Here is a 19,185-nt window from a genome sequence, read left to right as displayed (position 1 = left end):
CGGACCATGAGGAACTTTGCGTGCTCCCGGAGGACGGAACCGCATTCTATGCTGGTCGCGGCATCGCCACCGCACTGTACGACAGACTGTTCGCGGCACCCAGCATCGCCGGCGATCTCGACTACTACAGGGCGCTGTCCGCCGCCCTCGGCGGCCGCATCGTGGACGCGGCCTGCGGTACCGGCCGGATCGCCAAGGCATTGGCCCATCCGGGCCGGCGGATCCTCGCCTTCGACAGCTCGCCCTTCTTCATCGCCGGACTCAAGAGAGAGCTGGCGACCACGCCCGGCATGGGTCCGATCGCCGTAAGGGCGGCCCGGCTCGACACATTCGACGCGACCGGCGCCGTCGATCTGATCGCCATCGGCTACTACGGCTTCGCACACCTGCTGACGGCCGGGGCCAGGGAAGCCTGCTTCGGCCGCCTGGTCGAGAGCCTGCGCCGCGGCGGACGCCTGGTGATCCATGTTCCGCGCCACGACCTGCTGACCCGCCATGTGCCGCCCGCGGAACTCGCCGGCCTGTCGTTCGATCGGCCGCTTCCGTCCGGCGGACTCTCGATCCGCCAGGACGCCGAGAGCATGACGTTCGATCCTGGCAGCGGGGTCCGCACGATCCGGATGCGCTATCGCCTGCTGCGCGACGGCACAGTTTTCCGCGACGAACGGGCCGCCCTGCACTACGCGGCGGTGCCGCCGGCCGAGATCGAGGGGCTGGCCTGTCGCCACCGCGCCCGCATCGTCCGCACCATGGCCGGCTTCCAGGACGGCGTGGACTCCGAGGCGGTCTACGAGATCGAGCGGACGTAGCCGGGGCTATGCCTCGGCCGACCCGATTCCCAGCGTCTCGGCAACGGCCCGCAGCCGCCGGTCGCGCGTCCAGAGCCGCGTGCCGGCCGTAAGACGCGCAGCCGCGAGCAGATGAGCGTCGATGTAGCCGATGCCCCTGCCGAACAAGGACTCGCGCTCCACGAAGTGAAGCACTTCCGCGTCCGTCGCGACCACGGACCGCGGCAGGTCCGCGAGGGCGGCGAGGATCTCGTGCCGCTGTCGCAGATTGCCGAGCGCCAACTCGCCGATCACGAACGGATGCACCAGAACCCGAACGCTTCCGAGCCTGTCGGCGAGGACCCGGTCGGCGACCCTGAAATGGTCGATCCAGACCGATGTATCGACCAGGATCACGCGGTGTCGGGCCGGCGCCGCGGCGGTGCCGCCAGATCCGGCTCGGTGCCGCCGAGCAGGGCCAACCGACGCGCGCTCTGCCGTTCGATGAGTGCCTTGAGGGCCTCGCGGACCAGCGCCGACTTCTCCTGCAGGCCGGTCAGGGACTGGGCCCTCTCGACCAGATCGTCATCCAGGGCCAGGGTGGTGCGCATCCGAGGACTCCTCCAGGCACGAATCTGTCATCGATTGATGACGAATTCAATGCCTCAGGTCTCCACCACCGCCACCCCGTGCGGCGCGCAGGCCTCGGCCAGTTCGGCGCGCGGCAGGTCGCGGGCGATGATCACCACCGAGCCGGGATCGCCGGCCGCGCCCGGCCGCAGCCGCATCGGCGGGCCGAAGATCGTGCCGACCCCCTGGATCAGCAGCGGGCCGTCGACCCCGGCGACCGCGACCGGCCCCTTCATGCGCAGCAGCCGGTCGCCGCAGCGCGCCGCAACGTCCTCGATCCAGTGCGCCACCGCGTCCCATTCGAGGCCCGGGGGAACGGTCGCCAGGAACACCCCGATGCGCGGATGGCGCATGCCGCGCAGGCCGCCCGGCTCCGCCGCCGGATCGGCAGTCGGCGCGACGCCGCCGCCCGGCGCGGCGAACGCCGCGACGGCCCGCCTCGCCCGGTCCGGCTCGGCCACGAGCTGGGCGAGCGGGTTGACCGCCCGCGCCGCGGCGGCCGCATCGCCGGCCGCCGGCGCGCCGTCGGCATCGAGCTTGGTCAGCACCACGGTCTGGGCCGCCGCCAGCTGGGCCGCCGCCTCCTCGAAATTCGCGGCGTGCTCGGCCCCCTGGCCGGCGTCGAAGGTCGACAGCACCCGCACCCGGAAGTCGTGGGCGCCGAGGTCGGCCAGCGAGCGGATGATCGGGCCCGGCCGCGACAGCCCGCTGCACTCCAGGATCATCCGCCGGAACGGCGGCAGCCCGGCGTCGATCCGGCCGTAGACCAGGTCGTCGACGGTGGCGACCAGGTCGTTGCCGATCGAGCAGCACACGCAGCCGTTCGACAGGAACGCGACCGGCATGTCGCCGGACGACGCCACCACCGCGCCGTCGACGTCGATGGCGCCGACGTCGTTGACCAGCACGGCGGTGTCGGCGCCCTCCGGCGTGGCCAGGAAGTCGAGCAGCAGGGTGGTCTTCCCGCTGCCCAGGAAGCCCGCCAGGACGTGGAAGTCGGTCGCCATGCGGCGGCGGCCCCGAGCCGGAATCAGGGCCGCGGCAGCTCGGGCGAGGCGCGCCGGCTCTCGGCCACCATGTCGCGGACGTCGGCCAGCAGTTCCTCGACGTCGTAGACGATGCCGCCCTTGATGGTGTGGCGCAGGATCCGCGGCCATTCGACCTTGTTGGTCTCCTGGTTCAGCCGCATGGCGCCGGTGGCGTACAGCAGCTTGAAGTCGGCCAGCGGGTTCTGGTCGTGCACCAGCAGGTCGGCGGCCTTGCCGACCTCGATGCTGCCGACCTCGTCGGCCACGTCCAGCAGCTCCGCCCCCTGGATGGTGGCCGAGCGCAGCACCTCGAGCGGGGTGAACCCGGCCTCCTGCAGCAGCTCCAGCTCGCGGATGAAGCCGAAGCCGAAGGTCTGGAAGATGAAGCCGGAGTCGGAGCCGGTGGCGACCCGGCCGCCGCGGTTCTTGAACTCGTTGATGAACTGCATCCACAGCCGGTAGTTCTGCTTCCACTCGACCTCGTTGGTGGTCGACCAGCGGTGCCAGTAGCTGCCGTGGCCGCCGCCGTCCGGCTGGTAGAAGGTCCACAGGCTGGCGTAGGTGTAGGCGTCGTGCCAGTCGGCCCGCCGGGTGCGCATCAGGTCGCGGTTGGCGTCGTAGATCGTGAAGGTCGGCACGAAGCTGAAGCCGAGCTCCAGGTACTCGTCCATCACCGCGTTCCACTTGGCGCTGCCGGGAGCGGCCGCCTGCTTGAAGGTCTGGCCGGCGAAGGAGAACCGGAAATACTCGTCGCCGTAGTCGTATTCCGGCGAGTAGTCCTGGATCAGCCGGTTCTCGAACAGCGCCTCGCCGAGCCCGTAGTAGTGCTCCTGGCTCGTCAGGCCCCAGCGCGCGGTGGTCAGGCTGTTCATCCGGGTGACCGCCTGCTGGGCGTGGTGGCAGCCCGACCGCAGGCCGAGCTCGCGGCACTCGTCCAGGGCCGCCTGCATGATCGCCGGCGGCGCGCCGAAGAACTTGATGCCGTCGGCCCCGCGGGCCTTGACCGCACGCAGCCACTCGCGCGCCTGGGCCGGGGTGTGGATGGTCTTCAGCATGTCGTTGACGGCCGGGAAATACGGATAGGCCAGGATCCGCGGGGCGGCGATCTCGCCGGACGCCGCCTTGGCCTTCTGGTCGAGGGTCCAGCCCAGGCCGTTGAAGCAGCCCATCTCCCGCACCGTCGTCACGCCATGCGCCAGCCACAGCTTGTAGACGTAGTCGGCCGGCGCCATCGGCCCGGACAGCGCGTGGTAGGGCACGCCGATATGGGCGTGGCAGTCGACGAAACCCGGGGTCACGTATTTGCCGCGGCAGTCGATCTCGCGGTCGCCCTTGGCCGGGCGGCGGGAATCGGGGGACAGCTTGCGCGGCAGGCCGACCTTCTCGATCGCGGCGATCCGGCCGCCCTCGATGACGATGTCGGCCGGGCTGATCGGCGGCGCGCCGGTGCCGTCGATGATGGTGGCGCCGCGCAGGATCAGCCGATCGAACGGCCCGTCGCCGCGGTCGCGCCTGGTCGCCGGGTCGACCGGCGGCATCCCGGCCTGGGTGCCCTTGCGGATGCGCTCCTCGCCGGCATAGCTGCGGAGGTCTTCGGTCTTATCGGTCATGGCGGTGCCCCGGGACTGGTGGCGGCTGAAGGCGGCGGGCAGCCGGCCCGGACGGGCAGGCGCACGGCATGGGAGGGGCTTTACTCTAGGCGCGGACGCCGGCATCCGGCCACCGCGATTTTCATCGCCGCCACGGGCGCGCAAGGGGGATTGCGATCATGCTTGCGGCGGCCCCGTACTCGACGCCGCCGGCCGGCTCACCCGGGCGGCGGCCGGCGCCGCAGCAGCAGCGCCACCAGCGGCGGCGCCAGCAGGCAGCTGCCCAGTGTCACCACCACCATCCCGGCATAGATCCCGGGCGGCACCGCCCAGTCGCCGAGCGCACGGCCGCGATCCATCACGATCATCGCGATCTCGGCGCGCGGCACCATGCTGACGCCGATCAGCAGCGCGCCGGCCCCGCCGACCCCACAGGCCAGCGGCAGGGCGGTCCCGGCGACCTTGCCGACGACGGCCACCGCGAGCAGCAGGGCGCCGACGGGCAGGGCCCCCGGCAGGGCATCGACCGCGACGTCCAGACCGATGCCGACGAAGAAGAACGGCACGAACAGCCGGGAGACCACGTCGAAGCCGGCATCCAGTCGCACGCGCTCGGGATCGCGGCTGAAGGCCAGCCCGGCGGCGAGCGCCCCGATGGCGAGCGAGAAACCGAGCCAGTCGGAGATCGCGGCGATGACGAAGGCAATGCCGGCCACCGGGACGATCGGCACCGGGTCGTTGTCGAGCCGCGCGAACCATCGGGTCAGCGGCCGCTCCAGCCAGGTCGCGAAGGCCAGGCAGGCCGCGCCGAACAGGGTCAGCTTCACCGCGAGCCAACCGGCCGCGACCAGCAGCTGCGGCAGGGTCTCGCCGTCTGCGTTGCCGTTCAGCACCGGCGCCAGCGCCAGCACCACGGCCAGCAGGAACACCGCGGCGACGTCGTCGAGTTCGGCGAGATCCAGCAGCAGGGCGCCCTGCTCGGACGCCAGGGCGCCGGCCTCGCGCCAGACTGCCAGCGACACCCCCACGCTGGTCGCCGACAAGGCGATCGCCACGAACACCGCCGGGATCGTCCCGATACCCAGCAGCCACACGCAGGCGACGTAGCCGAGCCCGGCACTGGCCACCACGTTGCCGAGCAGCGCGAGGCTGGCACGCGGCAGCTGGCGCATGAGCTTGGCCGGGTGGCTCTCCAGCCCGGCACGGAACAGCAGCAGGACGACCCCCGCCGCCGCCAGCATGTCGAGGCCGTGCCGGGTCTCGCCGGTCAGGAGGCGGAACCGCCAGTCGACCGCGCCGAGGGCAAGACCGAGCAGGATGTAACCGACCACGTCCGGCAGCCCTAGCCGCCCGAGCACCGCCCGCATCGGCGCCGCCAGCACCGCGACCAGCCCGATCAGCAGGATTCCGAGTACGGAGGGCGAGACGGTGTCGGGCATGGCGGATCCGGGACCGGTCGGGGCGGCAGCCCCCCGACTATCGCGGAACCGAAAGCGGCGCCTTGAGGTCGATCAACCGGGCGGCGACCGGTCGTACGGCCCTCGTCGCCCCCCCCTCAGTGGAACAGCCGCCCGGCATCGATCACCACGGTCTGGCCGGTCATGGTCTCGGTCCGGCACATGGTGACCACCATGTCGGCGCAGTCGTCCTTGTCGGCGGCCTTCTTCAGCAGGGCGCCGGCGTTGGCGCGCTCGATCTGCTCGTTGCGCAGGTTGGCGGTCGCGCGGGTGCCCTCCAGCAGGCCGGGCGCCACGCAGTTCACCAGGGTCTCCGGCGCCAGCGCAACCGCCATGCAGCGGGTCAGGTGGATCAGCCCGGCCTTGGACACCGCATAGGCGATCGACGAGCCGGTCGGGCCGAGGCCGGCGACCGAGGCGATGTTGACGATCCGCCCGCCGCCCTGGGCCTTCATCACCGGCGCCACCGCCTTGGTGAGGCGCATCGGGCCGGTTAGGTTGACCGCCAGGATCTTGTCCCACTCCTCCTCGGTCAGGTTGTCGAGATCCTGGAACGGGATCGCCTTGTTGTAGGCGGCGTCGTTCACCAGGATGTCGAGCCGGCCGAAATGCCCCGTCACGTCGGCCACCAGCCGCCCGACTTCCGCGCCGTCGGTGATGTCGCAGGCGAACGCCCTGGCCCGGACGCGGTGCTGGTCGGCCACTTCTGAGGCGACCGCCTCGGCCTGCTCCTGGCTGCGGGCGTACATCACGGCGATGTCGACCCCCTCGGCCGCCAGCGCGTGGCAGATCCGCTGCCCGAGCCCGCCGTTGCCGCCGGTCACCAGCGCGACCGCGCCCCTGAGTTCCATGCCGTTCCTCCCGTCCGCATCCGCGGCGTCTCGGCGCCGCGCGGGCAGGATGCTAGCCGCCGCGCGCCGGGTTCTCCAGACGCGTGTTCACCGGCGGCGCGCGTTCACAGCCGCAGCAGGCTGCCGTAGCCCGCGACCGGCGTGTGCACGCCGCTCAGCCGCAGGCCGCGCCACAGGCTCGCCTGGTTGGCCGACAGCACCGGGCGCTTCAGGTCCTGCTCCAGGGCGTCGAGGATGGCGACGCAGCGGAAGCCGGTGCCGGCGATCAGCACGCCGTCGGCGCCGGCCGGACAGGCGGTGCGGATCTGCGCGTACAGCGGTTCGACCTCCTGCTCGAAGCCCATGCCGGCCGGATACAGTTCGCCGGGCGCCATGTCGCGCCACTTGCGGCCGGGGTCGTAGCGCAGATGCCCGGCCGGGTCGAAGCCGCGGTCCGCGAAATAGCCGGCGGCCGCAACCGCGAACGCCTCGTCGAACCAGGCCGGCACCACCACGAACGGCCGCCGCACCCCGGCGGCGCGCAGGCCCGCCTGGCAGTCCAGGCCGTTGGTGGTGACCGCGGTGCCCGGGGCGACCGCCGCCGACAGTGCGGCGACCACCGCCTCGTCCCAGCCCGATCCGCCGAGCACGCTGCTGGAGCTGTGGCCGAGCACCACCGCCGACAGCCGCATGGCGGCGAACTGGGCGGCACCGCGCGCCAGGTCGTCGGCCAGCTCGACGCCGGAGCGGTCGTCGCGCCAGCGCGCCCAGGGCGCCTTCGCGGTCACCCGCGCGGCGTGCACCGAGACATGCGGCGGCGCCATCGCCCACCACTCGGCCTCCGGCACCGCCTCGCTGGAGACGATGAACATGCCGAGCCGGGCCTTCCAGCCCCAGTTGTCGTTCTGCGTCATGACGTCCCCGGTCGATGTCGTCGCTGCCCGCCACGATAGCGGCTGCGGCGGCGCCCGCCAGCGCCTTCATGGCAAGGCCGCCGATCCTTGCCCGTGCGGAACAACGGCAATGCCGGCGACGCCGCGAGCCGAGGGCGCGGGGCGTCGCCGGGCCCGGAAATCGAGGCTTGGCGCGGCTGTGGCAGCCGTCCTAGCATTGCCGGAAAACAGCCATGCCGCGCAAAAGCAGGCGGGTCGACCCGCCGGATGGCGGCCACCGGTCGAAACCGCCCGGCGGCATCCCATCTGTCACAACGCAGAACAACGAACGGAAGCCAGCAGATGAACGATACGTCGGGCTACACGCCGCCGGCCGTCTGGAAATGGGACAAGGAGAACGGCGGCCGGTTCGCCAGCATCAACCGGCCGATCGCCGGCCCCACCCACGACAAGGAACTGCCGGTCGGCAAGCACCCGCTGCAGCTCTACTCGCTCGCGACGCCGAACGGCGTGAAGGTCACGGTGATGCTCGAGGAGCTGCTGGCGCTCGGGCATGCGGGCGCCGAATACGACGCCTGGCCGATCCGGATCGGCAACGGCGACCAGTTCGGCAGCGGCTTCGTCGGGGTCAACCCGAACTCCAAGATCCCGGCGCTGATGGACCACAGCACCAGCCCGCCGACCCGGGTGTTCGAGTCCGGCTCGATCCTGCTGTACCTGGCCGAGAAGTTCGGGGCGTTCCTGCCCAAGGATCACGGCAAGCGGACCGAGGCCCTGAACTGGCTGTTCTGGCAGATGGGCAGCGCGCCGTATCTCGGCGGCGGCTTCGGGCATTTCTACGCCTACGCCCCGTTGAAGATCGAATACGCGATCGACCGCTTCGCCATGGAGACCAAGCGCCAGCTCGACGTGCTGGACCGCCGGCTGGCGGACAACGAGTACATGGCGGGCGACGAGTACTCGATCGCCGACATGGCGATCTGGCCCTGGTACGGCAACCTAGTGGCCGGGACGATCTACAACGATTCCGCCACCTTCCTGGAGGCCCACAGCTACACCAACGTGGTGCGCTGGCAGCAGCAGATCGCCCGGCGCCCGGCGGTGATCCGCGGCCGCATGGTCAACCGGCTCTCCGGTCCGGAGGCCGAGCAGCTGCACGAGCGCCACGATGCCGGCGACTTCGAGACCAGGACCCAGGACAAGATCGCAGCGGAGTAGCGGCAACCCTGCCGGCGGGTCGTTTCGACCCGTTCCCTGCGACACCGCTCCTGTACCACGCCCGGACCGGACGCGGGCCGCCGAAACCGGGCGGCTCGTGCCCCGGCCGGGCGCTCAGGCCAGTCGGCGCTCGTCGTCCGGGATCAGCTGCGCCGCGGCCTCGCGCTTGCGTCGCTCGGCCGGGCTGTCCTTCACCTGGACCGCCTTGCACTCGTCGCAGGGCTTGGCCTTCGGGTTGAAGCCGAGAAGGTGGCGCCGCCAGCCGGCCAGGGCGTCGCTCGCCCAGGCTTCGTAGATCGATCCGTAGTCCGCGAGGTTCCCGGTGACGTAGGGCTTGTGGTCATCGGCATCGCCCCGGATGCGGCAGCACGGCGTCAGGTTGCCGTTGTAGGTGACGGTCATCGACTTGAACGGCTCGTCGCAGGGCGAGAGGCGCTCGGTCGGCGCCGGAATGTGACGCATCAGTCCGCCGATATTGTAGCCGAACTGGCTGTAGTTGCCCTGCATCACCTCGACCCGCATGCCTTTGAACGGAATGATCGCCCGATAGGACTGGCCGGGCCGGAAGTCGATCTCCTCCGGGCGGCGGCCGACCCGATCGTAGATCTGCTCGGCCCTGAACTTGACCTTTTCGTCGTCCCAGTCGACCACGGCCGAGACATGCAGCGAGATCAGCAGGTGATTCAGCCCGGCATCGCGGATCTCGGCCAGGGAGTCCCTGTTGAGATAGTCGCCGTTGGTGTTCATCCGGATCGACGCGCCCGGCAACGCCGCCCTAAGTTCGCGGCAGGCCTGCAGCGTGACCGGATCGGCCATGGGCTCGTTGTAGAAATTGAGTGTGATCTTTGCCTTGTAGTCGATCTCGGCAAGGTCGCGGACGATCATCTCGTAGACCGGGCCGGGCAGGTAGTTGTTCGTGCTGATCCGGTCGATGAAGACGTTGGGGCAGTACAGGCAACGCCGGTTGCAGTAGGAGAACAGCTCGAGGTCGACGTTGACCATGGCTTGCGCGAACAGGCGCTTGGCGCGCTCCCGGTCGGTCACGCCGACGAAGTGGTCGCGCCGGTAGAGGCGGCCGATCGGCTCGTTCGACACCCCCGGGTGAAACGGCGTGACCGCCGCGAACATGTCCCTCACGGCCTGGTCCTTGGACGCGACGGCGACCAGTGGCAGCAACCGACGAAGAGCCCCGCTGCGGTCGCCCGAGCGGAACCGGGCCTTGCCGAGGAACTTGGACGCCCCGGCATGATGTGGATCGAGGACGAGCGCCTGCTTGTACCGGTCCTCGGCAGCCGGCACCTCGCCGTGGTTGTGCAGGTCGAGGCCACGGCTGAACGCCGCGTCGGCGGCGGCAAGTTCGGCCGGCGCCATCGCGGCCGCCGGCATGGCCCTGCTGTCGCCACCAGCCCCTCCGGACCCGCCCGGGATGCCGGCGGCCGGCGAGCCACCGGTCCGGCCGGACAAGACACGTCCGACGACGTTCAGCAGGTGGTCGGCCGGAAGCGCATCCGGATCAGATCGTGTCCAACGCGAGACCATCGGAGTTCCCCCGGTACAATGCACGCCCGCGACTATATGGCGCCGTCGCACCCGCGTCGAATGGTCGACGGACCCGGCCTGCCCGGCGCATCAGGAATTGGCTGACGGTGCATTTGATTCGGTCGGCGCGCGCGTCGGAACACCGCCGCCGTCACGGGAACCGCTGCGTCGAGACGACGGTGCCATCGCTGTTCGGGCCACCGGCCGACCCGGCTTCGCGGAGACCGCCCGCCCGGCCCCCGCGCGCCGCGAACGACCGCCGCCGCAGCCCGCTCGGGACCCGGGGTCGATGTCGCCATTGACGCATTCGTGGAGATCAGAAGCCTTTGGGGAATCTGCGGGATTCCCGAGCAAGTGGCGGAGAGGGTGGGATTCGAACCCACGGTACGCTTACACGCACAACGGTTTTCGAGACCGTCCCGATCGACCACTCCGGCACCTCTCCGCAGGCTCGTGACCGAGGCCGGGAACCTAGTCAAAGCCGGGGACGGATGCAAGCGCCGATGCGGCGACGGCGCTCAGTCTTCCAGGAACGCCAGCACGGCCTTTGCGAACGCCGCCGGCTGCTGGCGGAACATGCTGTGGCCGGCCTGCGGGATGGTCACGGTGCGCGCGCCTTTCACATGCGCCGCCAGGGCCTTCAGGACCACCGGCAGCATGCCCGGCGTGTCGGCCCCGCCGACGAACAGGGTCGGCACCGACAGCGCCTCGGCCTCGGCCCTGGCGAACGGCAGCCGGCCCTCGTTGACCTGGGCGATCAGGGTATAGGCGTTGTCCTCGCGCATCTGCCGGTCGGCCGCCGGCAGCGCGTCCCAGGAGCCCGGCCCGTTGATGCCGTCGATGAAGGCGCGCAGGCCGCCGTCCAGGTCGCCGGCAGCGATCTTCTCCGACGCCGCGGCCACATGGGCGCGCGAGCCCGCGGCCGGCGGGCCGTCGCCCGCCCCCTCCGGCAGCAGCGAGTCGTCGAGCTGTCCGCCCGGCTCGGCCAGCACCAGCCGGTCGACCAGATCGGGCCGCCGCAGCGCCAGCCGGAACGCCAGGTGACCGCCGCGGGAGTGGCCGATCAGGTCGACCGGCCCGGTCCCCAGGCCCTCGATGAAGGCGATCACGTCGTCCACGTGCTGGGCCATGGTGAACCGGCCGCCCCGGCCGTCCCAGTGCTCCGGGAAGTAGTGGCGCAGGCTCGGCACGATCAGCCGGCGGCCGGCGGACAGCGGCTTCAGCACCGCCATCCAGGCGCGGAAGTCGTTCAGCGAGCCGTGCACGCACAGCAGCGGCTTGCCCGCCCCGATGTCGAGATAGGCCATGTCGTGGTCGTTGACGCGAAGGAGCTTCATCGAGGCCTCCTGGCGATCCGGCGGGTAGCGCGGTCCGGTCGGTCCGGGCCGCCGGCATCCTGGACCGGCATCTCAGGCCGGCATCCTAGGAAGGAAGCGGCGGCGCCGGAAGCGTCGATCGCGGGTGCGACCGCCCGGCCCCGAGGCGTCATCCCGAGGCGTCATCCCGAGGTGCCGGCCCGCCGGGCCGGCCGCGAGGGACGATCCGCCGCAGCGCCGCGGCGGCCGGCTCGATTGACCGGGCCGGCCGGCTGCGCCATCTAGCGTCCCCATGACCATGACCGATCCGACCCTTGAGCGCCGGCCGGAACGCGACCGGCCCGCGGGCGGCCAGGCCGCCGACAAGGCGCTGCGGGCCCGGCCCCAGGTCGCCGCCTGGCTGCTGGCGACCGCCGCCATGGTGGCGGCGATGGTGGTGATCGGCGGCATCACCCGGCTGACCGAGAGCGGCCTGTCGATGGTCGAGTGGCGGCCGCTGATGGGCTGGATCCCGCCGCTGACCGAGGCCGAGTGGGAGCGGGTGTTCGCGCTGTACCGGCAGACGCCGGAGTACAGGCTGCACAACGCCTGGATGACGCTGTCGGACTTCGAGACGATCTTCTTCTGGGAATACCTGCACCGGGTCTGGGGCCGGCTGATCGGGGTGGTGTTCGCGCTGCCGTTCCTGGCCTTCCTGGCCGCCGGCCGGCTGGAGCGGGCGCTGGCGCCGCGGCTGGCGGCGCTGTTCGTGCTGGGCGCCATCCAGGGCGGCATCGGCTGGTGGATGGTGACCTCCGGCCTGGCCGACGAGCCCGAGGTCAGCCCGTACCGGCTGGCCACCCACCTGTCGATGGCGTTCCTGATCCTGGGCGTGCTGCTGTGGACGGCGCTCGACCTGCTGTCACCGCGGCCGGCCGGCGCAACTCCGGCACTGCGGGCGGGAGCCACGGCGGTGCTGGCGCTGGTCTCGCTGACCGTGCTGGCCGGCGCCTTCGTCGCCGGCACCGATGCCGGCTACGCCTACAACACCTTCCCGCTGATGGACGGGTCGTTCGTCCCCGAGGGCTACTGGGAGCAGGGCCTGGCCGGGATGGCCGAGTGGGTCCCGGCGGTGCAGTTCAACCACCGCTGGCTGGCGGTCGGCACCGCGCTGGCCACCCTCGGGTTCTGCCACTGGGCCGGGCGCCGGGCGCCGGACGCCGCCCGCCTGCCGCTGCGGCTGCTGGCGGTCGCGGTGGCCGCGCAGGTGGCGCTGGGCATCGCCGCCTTGCTGCTGGTGGTGCCGGTCTGGCTCGGCGCCCTGCACCAGGCCGGCGCGGTGGCGCTGTTCTCGACCGCGGTTTGGACCCGCTTCAGCCTCAGAGCTTGAGAGTGTATTCCGGCATGGCCTGCGTCGCGTCAGGAAGTCCACCGGCCAGGAGCGGCGGCGAAGGCGATGCGGTGCATCGGCGAGACCCCACACCTGCATTTGGGGCGACGCCGTTGGGGCGACGCCGTCGGCGGGGGCCGGGCTTCCCCCCCCTGTCGTCATTCCGGCCGCAGCGACGAAGTCGCGAAGAGCCGGCGCGCGAGCGTCCGGAATGACGACAAAAGGGGGGGGGGGGTGGATGATCGCAGCCATATGAGAATTTCCCGCTGTCGCCGGCCGACCGGGACAGCAAGGAATTCTCACGGCATGGCTCCACTGCCGCACGGCAGTGGTAGCATCGCTGCCAATTTTGGCCAAAGTCGAGCTCAGAGCTTGAACGCCATGCGCGGCAGCACCCGGCCGGGGATCTCGGCCACCGGGTGGTCGCCGATCCGCACCGCGCCGAGCCGCGTGTAGAAGCCCTCGGCATACGGGTCGGAATTCAGCACGATGCGAGCAGCCCCGCAGCGCCGGGCCTCGTCGGCGAACGCCAGGAACAGCCGCCGGCCGACCCCGCGGCCGATTGCCGGCGGGTCGACCCACAGATGGTCGAGTTCCATGTCCGCACCGCCGCCGCCCGGCCGCTGCACGCCGAAGCCATCCACCGTTCCGCCGGTCTCGTGCACCAGGACCAGGTGGTCGGCGATGTCGGCGGCGGCGATCACGATCGAGCGCCGGAACACCGCCATCAGGTCCTCGCCATAAGGCCAGTGCGCCTTGGCCCGCAGCGCCAGGGCGGTCAGCCCCGCCGCCTCGTCGGGCCGGGCCCGGCGGATCCGCGCGCCGGTCACCGCGTCAGCCGGCGTCGAGATGGATCGCCAGGACCGGCAGCGAGCGTCCGTCGATCATGCCGCTGGCCCGCTCGCCGACCCGGACGCCGCCGCGTCGGGCATAGAAGCTCTCGGCGTGGGGATCGGCCTCGACCAGGACGCGCCCGGCCCCGAGACGCGCCGCCCGGGCCAGCAGCGCGTCCAGCAGCCGCCGGCCGATGCCGCGGCCGATCGCCGCCGGCTCGACCCACAGGTGGTCGACCTCCCAGTCGTCGTCGAACAGCGCCAGCGCCCCGACCCCGTCGACCACGCCGCCGGTCTCATGCACCAGGACATGGTGTGCCCGGATCTCCTCCTCGGTGATCTTCAGGACCCGGCGCATGACCTCCATGAACGCGTCGTCGTAGGGCCAGTAGGCCTTGGAGCGCAGCGCCAGCTCGGTCAGCGCCGCCGCCTCGCCGGGCCGGGCCCGGCGGATGCGGCCGCGCTCAGCCATGGCGCGCCCCGTTCAGGAAGGCCTGGGTCTCGGCTACCGCCTCGGCCAGGCCGCAGCGGCTGACCGCCACCCCGTCCGGGAAGGCGCCGAGCAGGCGGCTGGGCATCATCGGGTCGAGGAGCACGAACACCCCCTGATCATCCGCGCGGCGAACCAATCGGCCGAAGGCCTGCTTCAGCCTAAGGCGAGTCAGCATATCCGTGTAGACGTTTCCGCCGAACGCCGCCCGCCGGGCCCGGTACAGGATGTCCGGGCGCGGCCACGGCACCCGGTCGAACACGATCAGCCGCAGCGACCGGCCGGGCACGTCGACCCCGTCGCGCACCGCGTCGGTGCCGAGCAGGCAGGCCTCCTCCTCGGCCCGGAAGATGTCGACCAGCGTGGTCAGGTTCATGCCGTCGACATGCTGGGCGTAGAGCGGCAGCCCGGCCTCGTCGAGCGCGCCGGCGATCCGCTGATGTACCGCGCGCAGCCGGGTGATGGCGGTGAACAGCCCGAGCGCGCCGCCGCCGGCGGCCAGGAACAGCGCCCGGTAGGCAGCCGCCACCTGGTCCAGGTCGTCCTTGCGCACGTCGTTGACGATGAACACCCGGGTGTGCGCCGGATAGTCGAAGGGCGACGCCACCGCCGAGCGGATCGCCGGGGCCGGCAGGTGGGCGGCGCCGCTGCGGGTCTCGGCCGCGGCCCAGTCCGCCGCGTCGTCGCCGGAGCCGTCGCGCAGGGTCGCCGAGGTCACCACCAGGCCGTGCGCGGCCTTGCCGACGGTGGCGGCGAACGGCACCGTCGGGTCGATCCAGTGGCGGTGCAGGCCGACGTCCAGGTCGCGGCCCTCGACCCGCTCGATCGCCATCCAGTCGACGTATTCCGCCGGCGTGTCGTCGCTCAGGCTGCGCAGCATCGAACGCCAGCCCTCGACCATGGACTCGCCTCGCCGGGTCAGCGAGCGGGTCACGGCCTCGATCCGCAGCCGGGTCCCGGTGTCCATCTCGTCGGCCTCGGCGTCGAGCCGGGCCAGCAGTTCGCCGCGCAGCGCCAGCATCGGCACGACCAGCCGCTTGAGCGCCCGGTCCAGCACCTCGGCCGCCTCGACCAGCCCCTCGACCGGCGGCTTGGCCTCGCATTCCAGACCGTAGGGCGTCCTGGGGTCGGCGACGCGGGCGTAGATCTGCCGGCGCACCAGCACCAGGAACGCCTCGGCCGCCCCCTTCGGCGCCTCGTCGGCGATCCGGTTGGTCCAGCCGTCGCCGGGCAGGGCCCTGGCCGCCTCCTCGATCTCGTCGACCATCTCCAGGGCCTGCGGCCGGTCGACGACCAGTTCCTCGACCCGCCGGCGCAGGCCGCGCGCCCGCCCGGCCCGCCGGCCCTCGACCCCGAGCAGCCAGCGCCGCAGCTCGACGGTCTCCTGGGCCGACAGGTTGGCCGAGAACGCCCCGTCGGCGGCGTCGAACACATGATGGCCCTCGTCGAACACGTAGCGGGTCGGCACGTTGCCGTCGTCGACCCCGCCGAGCGCCGCCTGGATCATCACCAGGGCGTGATTGGCGACCACCACCCGGGCACGGCGGGCCCGGCGCACCGAGCGCTCGATGAAGCATTTGTGGTAGTGCGGGCAGGCCGCGTAGACGCATTCGCCGCGCCGGTCGGCGAGGCCCAGGGTGCGGCCGCGGCCCAGCAGGTCGGTCAGCCAGGCCGGGAAGTCGCCGCCCTGCAGGTCGCCGTCGCGGGTCGCCCGCGCCCAGCGCGCCATCAGGCCGAGCGCGGTGGCGTGCTGTGGCTGCATCGGCAGGGTGCGGCTCGCCTCCTCCAGGTTCAGCAGGCAGAGATAGTTCTCGCGGCCCTTGCGGACCACGACCTTGAGGGCCTTGGCGACCGGGTCCGGGTACAGCCGGTCGAGCTCGCTGTCGATCTGGTGCTGCAGGTTGCGGGTGTAGGTGGAGATCCACACCGCCCCCTCGTTCTTCTCGGCCCAGACCGAGGCCGGCGCCAGATAGCCGAGGGTCTTGCCGACCCCGGTGCCGGCCTCGGCCAGCACCACCGTCGGCTCGTCCTCGCGCTCGCGCGGGCGGAAGGCGGCGGCGACCGAGGCGGCGTAGTCGGCCTGGGACGGCCGCGCCTCGGCACCGTCGCCCAGGGTCTCGGCCAGCCGGGCGCGGGCCTCCTCCCCGCTGACCGGCTCGTGGCCGGCCGGCGGCGGCGGCGCGTGCTCGGACCACTCGGCGAGGTCGCGCCAGACCTCCATGCCCGAGGGCCGGATCGGTGCCGGCGGTCCCGGGTCCGGCTCGCCCAGGGCCCGCAGCACCAGCCGGCCCCAGCGCCAGCCGCCGTCATGCATGATCCTGGCGATCGGCCGGGCCCAGCGGTCGCGGCGGCCGATCGCCTCGCGCTCCGGCAGCTCGGCCAGCAGTGCGTCGGCGACCCGCAGCAGGGCGTCGGGGGCGTCCTCCAGGCCGTGCGGCGGCGGCACCCCGACCGCCTCGGCCAGGCCGCGCGGGGTCGGCAGGCAGAAGGTCGCCGGCCGCACGAAGGCGAACAGCTCCAGCACGTCCATCGCCTCGACCGCGTCGACGCCGATCCGGCGCGCCACCGAGCGGGCGTGGCAGACCACCGGCGCCGCCTCGTGCGCCCACACCGCCGCCCGGCCCGGCCCGGGCCGCTCGACCCGTCCGTCGCCGTGCCGCCAGGCGGCGCCGACCGGGGTGGCGTGCAGGGCCGGCAGGGCGGCGATGACGGACGCGAGCGAGGAGCGCATGGTTCCGGTGTAGCAGCGGGGCCCGGGCTTTGAAAGCCGGCCCGGAGGCCCCAGATTGAAGCGGCATTCCCGAGCTGGAGCTGGCCTGCATGTCCGACGCCGATCCCGCCGCCCCGGTCATCCGGGCGCTCGATTCCGACCTGGTCGCCATGGCCCTGCGCCGCGCCCCGGTAGACGACGTGGTCGAGCGCGTCGCCGCCGCGGTCTGCGACGCCGGCGTGCGGGTCAACCAGATCCGGCTCGCGGCCCGCACCCTGCATCCGGCGATCGACGCCATCGGCGTGTCCTGGTCGACGGTCGCCGGGATCGAGACCGGGGTGTTCCGGCACAGCGAGAGCCGCGGCGCGGCCTGGATGCGCAGCCCGCTCAGGCACATGATCGAGACCGGCACCTTCCGGATGCGCCGCCGCCTCGCCGATCCGGCCGAGCGCGCCGACTTCGAGGTGTTCGAGGAACTGGCGGCCGAGGGCCACACCGACTACCTGGCACAGCTGTTCGAGGTCGGCGGCAACGATACCGCGCGCCGCGAGGGACTGATCATCCGCTGGATGACCAAGCACCCCCGGGGTTTCCGGGACTCCGACGTCGCGATCTTCGAGCATGTCGGGCCGCGCGCCGCCGCCGCCGCGCTGCCCGGGCTGGAACGCTCGATCGCCCGCAACCTGCTGGAGGCCTATGTCGGCGACCGCTCGAGCGCGCAGATCCTGGAGGGCAGCGTGCAGCCGGGCGAGACCGAGGCGATGGACGCGGTGATCCTGGTCGCCGACCTCGCCGGCTTCACCGCCGCCAGCGACGCCGTGCCGGGCGAGCGGCTGGTCGACCTGCTGGACCGCCACATGGACGCGATGGTGCCGCCGGTCACCGGCCAGGGCGGCGAGATCCTGGCGTTCCTGGGCGACGGCTTCCTGGCGGCCTTCGAACTGAAGGCCGACCCGGCCCTGGCCTGCGCCGCCGCCCTGGAGGCGGCGACCGCCGCGATCGAGGGGGTCGCGGCGCTTGCCTCGGCGCTGGCGGACGACGGCCTGCCGGCGCTGCCGCTGGAGGTGGCGCTGCACGTCGGCACCGTGCGCTACGGCAATGTCGGCGCCGGCGGCCGGCAGGCCTTCACGGTGATCGGCCCGGCGGTCAACCTGGCCAGCCGGATCGAGGCGCTGTGCCGGCCGCTCGGGCACAGCCTGCTGGCGTCCGAGGCCTTCGCCTCGACCTGCGGCACCCCGAGGCTGCGCTCGGTCGGCGCCCACCCGATCCGCGGCGTGACCGAGCCGGTGACGCTGTACGGGCTGGCCTGAACGGGGCCTGCCGGCCGCTTCCCGATCCGCATTGCCGACGGCTGCTTCTAGCGGCACCATCGTGGCGCGGCCGGATGGTCGTACGGTCCGGGAGGCGGGGATGCTGCGGGCGCTGGGGGTCGAGGATGGCGCGGTGGTGTTCCGGCGGGCCGACGGGACCCGCGTGCCGCTGCACCCGCTCTGGCTGCGCGAGCGCAGCCGCGAGCCCGACGACTTCGACCCGACCTCGCGACAGCGGCTGGCCGATCCCTGGCGCCTCGACCCGGCGCTGTCCGTGGAGTCGGTCGCCGTCCTGGCGTGCGGGCGCACCGAAGTCCGGTTCAGCGACGGCAGGGCGGTCCGCTTCGAGCTCGACCGGCTGGAAGGCGAGGTCGACGGGACCGCCGATGCCCTGCCGCCGCGCCAGCCCTGGGCCGCCGCCGGCTTCCGGGCCAACGAGGCGGCCTTCGCGGATCTGGCCGGGCCGGCCGCCATGGCCGGCTACCTGGAGCGGTTCCTGCGCCGCGGCCATGGCCTGATCCGGGGCTGCGGGACCGAGCCCGGCACCGTGCTGCGGGTCGCCGGGCTGTTCGGGCCGGTCCGGGTGACCAACTTCGGCACGCTGTACGACGTGCGGGTCACCGAGGCGCCGACCGACCTCGCCTACACCGACCTGCCGCTGTACGCCCACACCGACAACCCGTACCGACGGCCGATCCCGGGGGTGCAGTTCCTGAGCTGCCTGGTCAACGAGGCGGAGGGCGGGGAATCCACCCTGGCCGACGGCTTCGCGGTCGCCGAATCGCTGCGCGCCGACGACCCGGCCGCCTTCGCCGCCCTCGCCGCTGCGCGCATCCGCTACCGCTACGACGGCGACGGCTCGGTGCTCGAGGACGTCGGCCGGATGGTCGAGCTGGCCGAGGACGGCACGCTCGAGCGGATCCGCTTCAGCCCGCGCGTGGAATACGTGCTGCCCGACACGCCGGACCGTCTGGCCGCCTTCTACCGGGCCCGCGCCCTGTTCGGCGCCCGGCTCGGCGACCCGGCCTTCGAGATCCGGTTCCGGCTCGAGCCGGGCGACACCCTGATGTTCGACAACCACCGCATGACCCACGGCCGCGCCGCCTTCGCCGCCGCCGGCCGCCGCCACCTCCAGGGCTGCTACGTCGAGCCCGACGGCCTGCACAGCGTCTACCGGGTCAGCCGGGCGGCGGCCGGGTAGCCCGG

General features: G+C 72.5%; 17 protein-coding genes and 1 tRNA gene. 5 read left to right on the top strand and 13 right to left on the bottom strand.

The window, feature by feature from the left end; translation table 11 throughout:
* Positions 1-20 precede the first annotated feature (20 nt).
* Positions 21-809, top strand: a complete 789-nt coding sequence (locus tag RIC31_RS18275; protein WP_350111024.1) for a class I SAM-dependent methyltransferase — start codon at positions 21-23, stop codon at positions 807-809.
* Positions 810-815: 6 nt separating this feature from the next.
* Here the strand turns inward: RIC31_RS18275 and RIC31_RS18270 are convergent, their stop codons facing one another.
* From RIC31_RS18270 to RIC31_RS18240, 7 genes are all read right to left on the bottom strand, one after another.
* A complete protein-coding gene (locus RIC31_RS18270) occupies positions 816-1,184 on the bottom strand; it encodes a type II toxin-antitoxin system VapC family toxin (protein WP_350111021.1) in 369 nt (122 codons plus the stop codon).
* Positions 1,181-1,378, bottom strand: coding sequence for a type II toxin-antitoxin system VapB family antitoxin (locus tag RIC31_RS18265; protein WP_350111018.1), 198 nt, complete (start codon positions 1,376-1,378; stop codon positions 1,181-1,183). Before RIC31_RS18265 ends, RIC31_RS18270 begins: the two co-directional genes overlap by 4 nt.
* Before the next feature lie 54 nt (positions 1,379-1,432).
* Entirely contained in the window at positions 1,433-2,404 is a 972-nt protein-coding gene (locus RIC31_RS18260) for a CobW family GTP-binding protein (protein WP_350111015.1), read from the bottom strand.
* 23 nt (positions 2,405-2,427) lie between these two features.
* The gene (locus RIC31_RS18255) at positions 2,428-4,035 is read right to left on the bottom strand and encodes an amidohydrolase family protein (RefSeq protein ID WP_350111012.1); all 1,608 of its coding nucleotides are present in this window, start codon (positions 4,033-4,035) and stop codon (positions 2,428-2,430) included.
* A gap of 197 nt (positions 4,036-4,232) precedes the next feature.
* A complete protein-coding gene (locus RIC31_RS18250) occupies positions 4,233-5,453 on the bottom strand; it encodes a cation:proton antiporter (RefSeq protein WP_350111009.1) in 1,221 nt (406 codons plus the stop codon).
* 116 nt (positions 5,454-5,569) lie between these two features.
* On the bottom strand, positions 5,570-6,322 hold the full coding sequence (locus tag RIC31_RS18245) for an SDR family NAD(P)-dependent oxidoreductase (protein WP_350111006.1): 753 nt from the start codon (positions 6,320-6,322) through the stop codon (positions 5,570-5,572).
* A 104-nt stretch (positions 6,323-6,426) separates the two neighbouring features.
* Positions 6,427-7,215, bottom strand: coding sequence for an aspartate racemase/maleate isomerase family protein (locus tag RIC31_RS18240; protein ID WP_350111003.1), 789 nt, complete (start codon positions 7,213-7,215; stop codon positions 6,427-6,429).
* 321 nt (positions 7,216-7,536) lie between these two features.
* On the opposite strand from RIC31_RS18240, the gene yghU reads away from it, so the two are divergent.
* On the top strand, positions 7,537-8,412 hold the full coding sequence (gene yghU, locus RIC31_RS18235) for a glutathione-dependent disulfide-bond oxidoreductase (RefSeq protein ID WP_350111000.1): 876 nt from the start codon (positions 7,537-7,539) through the stop codon (positions 8,410-8,412).
* A gap of 114 nt (positions 8,413-8,526) precedes the next feature.
* On the opposite strand, the gene RIC31_RS18230 is transcribed toward yghU, so the two are convergent.
* The 3 genes from RIC31_RS18230 to RIC31_RS18220 form a co-directional block, all read right to left on the bottom strand.
* Positions 8,527-9,798, bottom strand: a complete 1,272-nt coding sequence (locus RIC31_RS18230; RefSeq protein WP_350110997.1) for a radical SAM protein — start codon at positions 9,796-9,798, stop codon at positions 8,527-8,529.
* Positions 9,799-10,306: 508 nt separating this feature from the next.
* Positions 10,307-10,396 (bottom strand) — tRNA-Ser (locus tag RIC31_RS18225).
* Between the two features lie 73 nt (positions 10,397-10,469).
* Positions 10,470-11,288, bottom strand: coding sequence for an alpha/beta fold hydrolase (locus tag RIC31_RS18220; RefSeq protein WP_350110994.1), 819 nt, complete (start codon positions 11,286-11,288; stop codon positions 10,470-10,472).
* Positions 11,289-11,559: 271 nt separating this feature from the next.
* Here RIC31_RS18220 and RIC31_RS18215 point away from each other — a divergent pair, with 271 nt between their 5' ends.
* Positions 11,560-12,636: a COX15/CtaA family protein gene (locus tag RIC31_RS18215; protein WP_350110991.1), complete on the top strand. Its 1,077-nt coding sequence runs from the start codon at positions 11,560-11,562 to the stop codon at positions 12,634-12,636.
* Positions 12,637-13,001: 365 nt separating this feature from the next.
* On the opposite strand, the gene RIC31_RS18210 is transcribed toward RIC31_RS18215, so the two are convergent.
* From RIC31_RS18210 to RIC31_RS18200, 3 genes are read right to left on the bottom strand one after another with little or no spacing between them, the layout of a single operon-like run.
* The gene (locus tag RIC31_RS18210; protein WP_350110988.1) at positions 13,002-13,466 is read right to left on the bottom strand and encodes a GNAT family N-acetyltransferase; all 465 of its coding nucleotides are present in this window, start codon (positions 13,464-13,466) and stop codon (positions 13,002-13,004) included.
* A gap of 4 nt (positions 13,467-13,470) precedes the next feature.
* The gene (locus RIC31_RS18205; protein WP_350110986.1) at positions 13,471-13,941 is read right to left on the bottom strand and encodes a GNAT family N-acetyltransferase; all 471 of its coding nucleotides are present in this window, start codon (positions 13,939-13,941) and stop codon (positions 13,471-13,473) included.
* On the bottom strand, positions 13,934-16,690 hold the full coding sequence (locus RIC31_RS18200; RefSeq protein ID WP_350110983.1) for an ATP-dependent DNA helicase: 2,757 nt from the start codon (positions 16,688-16,690) through the stop codon (positions 13,934-13,936). The genes RIC31_RS18205 and RIC31_RS18200 overlap by 8 nt, the downstream gene beginning before the upstream one ends.
* 89 nt (positions 16,691-16,779) lie before the next feature.
* Here RIC31_RS18200 and RIC31_RS18195 point away from each other — a divergent pair, with 89 nt between their 5' ends.
* Together RIC31_RS18195 and RIC31_RS18190 are read left to right on the top strand one after the other, a co-directional pair.
* Positions 16,780-17,979, top strand: coding sequence for an adenylate/guanylate cyclase domain-containing protein (locus tag RIC31_RS18195; RefSeq protein WP_350110980.1), 1,200 nt, complete (start codon positions 16,780-16,782; stop codon positions 17,977-17,979).
* 100 nt (positions 17,980-18,079) lie between these two features.
* A complete protein-coding gene (locus tag RIC31_RS18190) occupies positions 18,080-19,180 on the top strand; it encodes a TauD/TfdA family dioxygenase (protein ID WP_350110977.1) in 1,101 nt (366 codons plus the stop codon).
* The last annotated feature ends 5 nt before the right edge of the window (positions 19,181-19,185 follow it).

The sequence above is a fragment of the Thalassobaculum sp. genome, from assembly GCF_040219615.1.
In the GTDB taxonomy this organism is placed as follows: Bacteria; Pseudomonadota; Alphaproteobacteria; order Thalassobaculales; family Thalassobaculaceae; genus Thalassobaculum_A.
The sequence above is the reverse complement of the archived record's forward strand: the minus strand, read 5'-3'. Positions and strand labels throughout refer to the sequence as shown.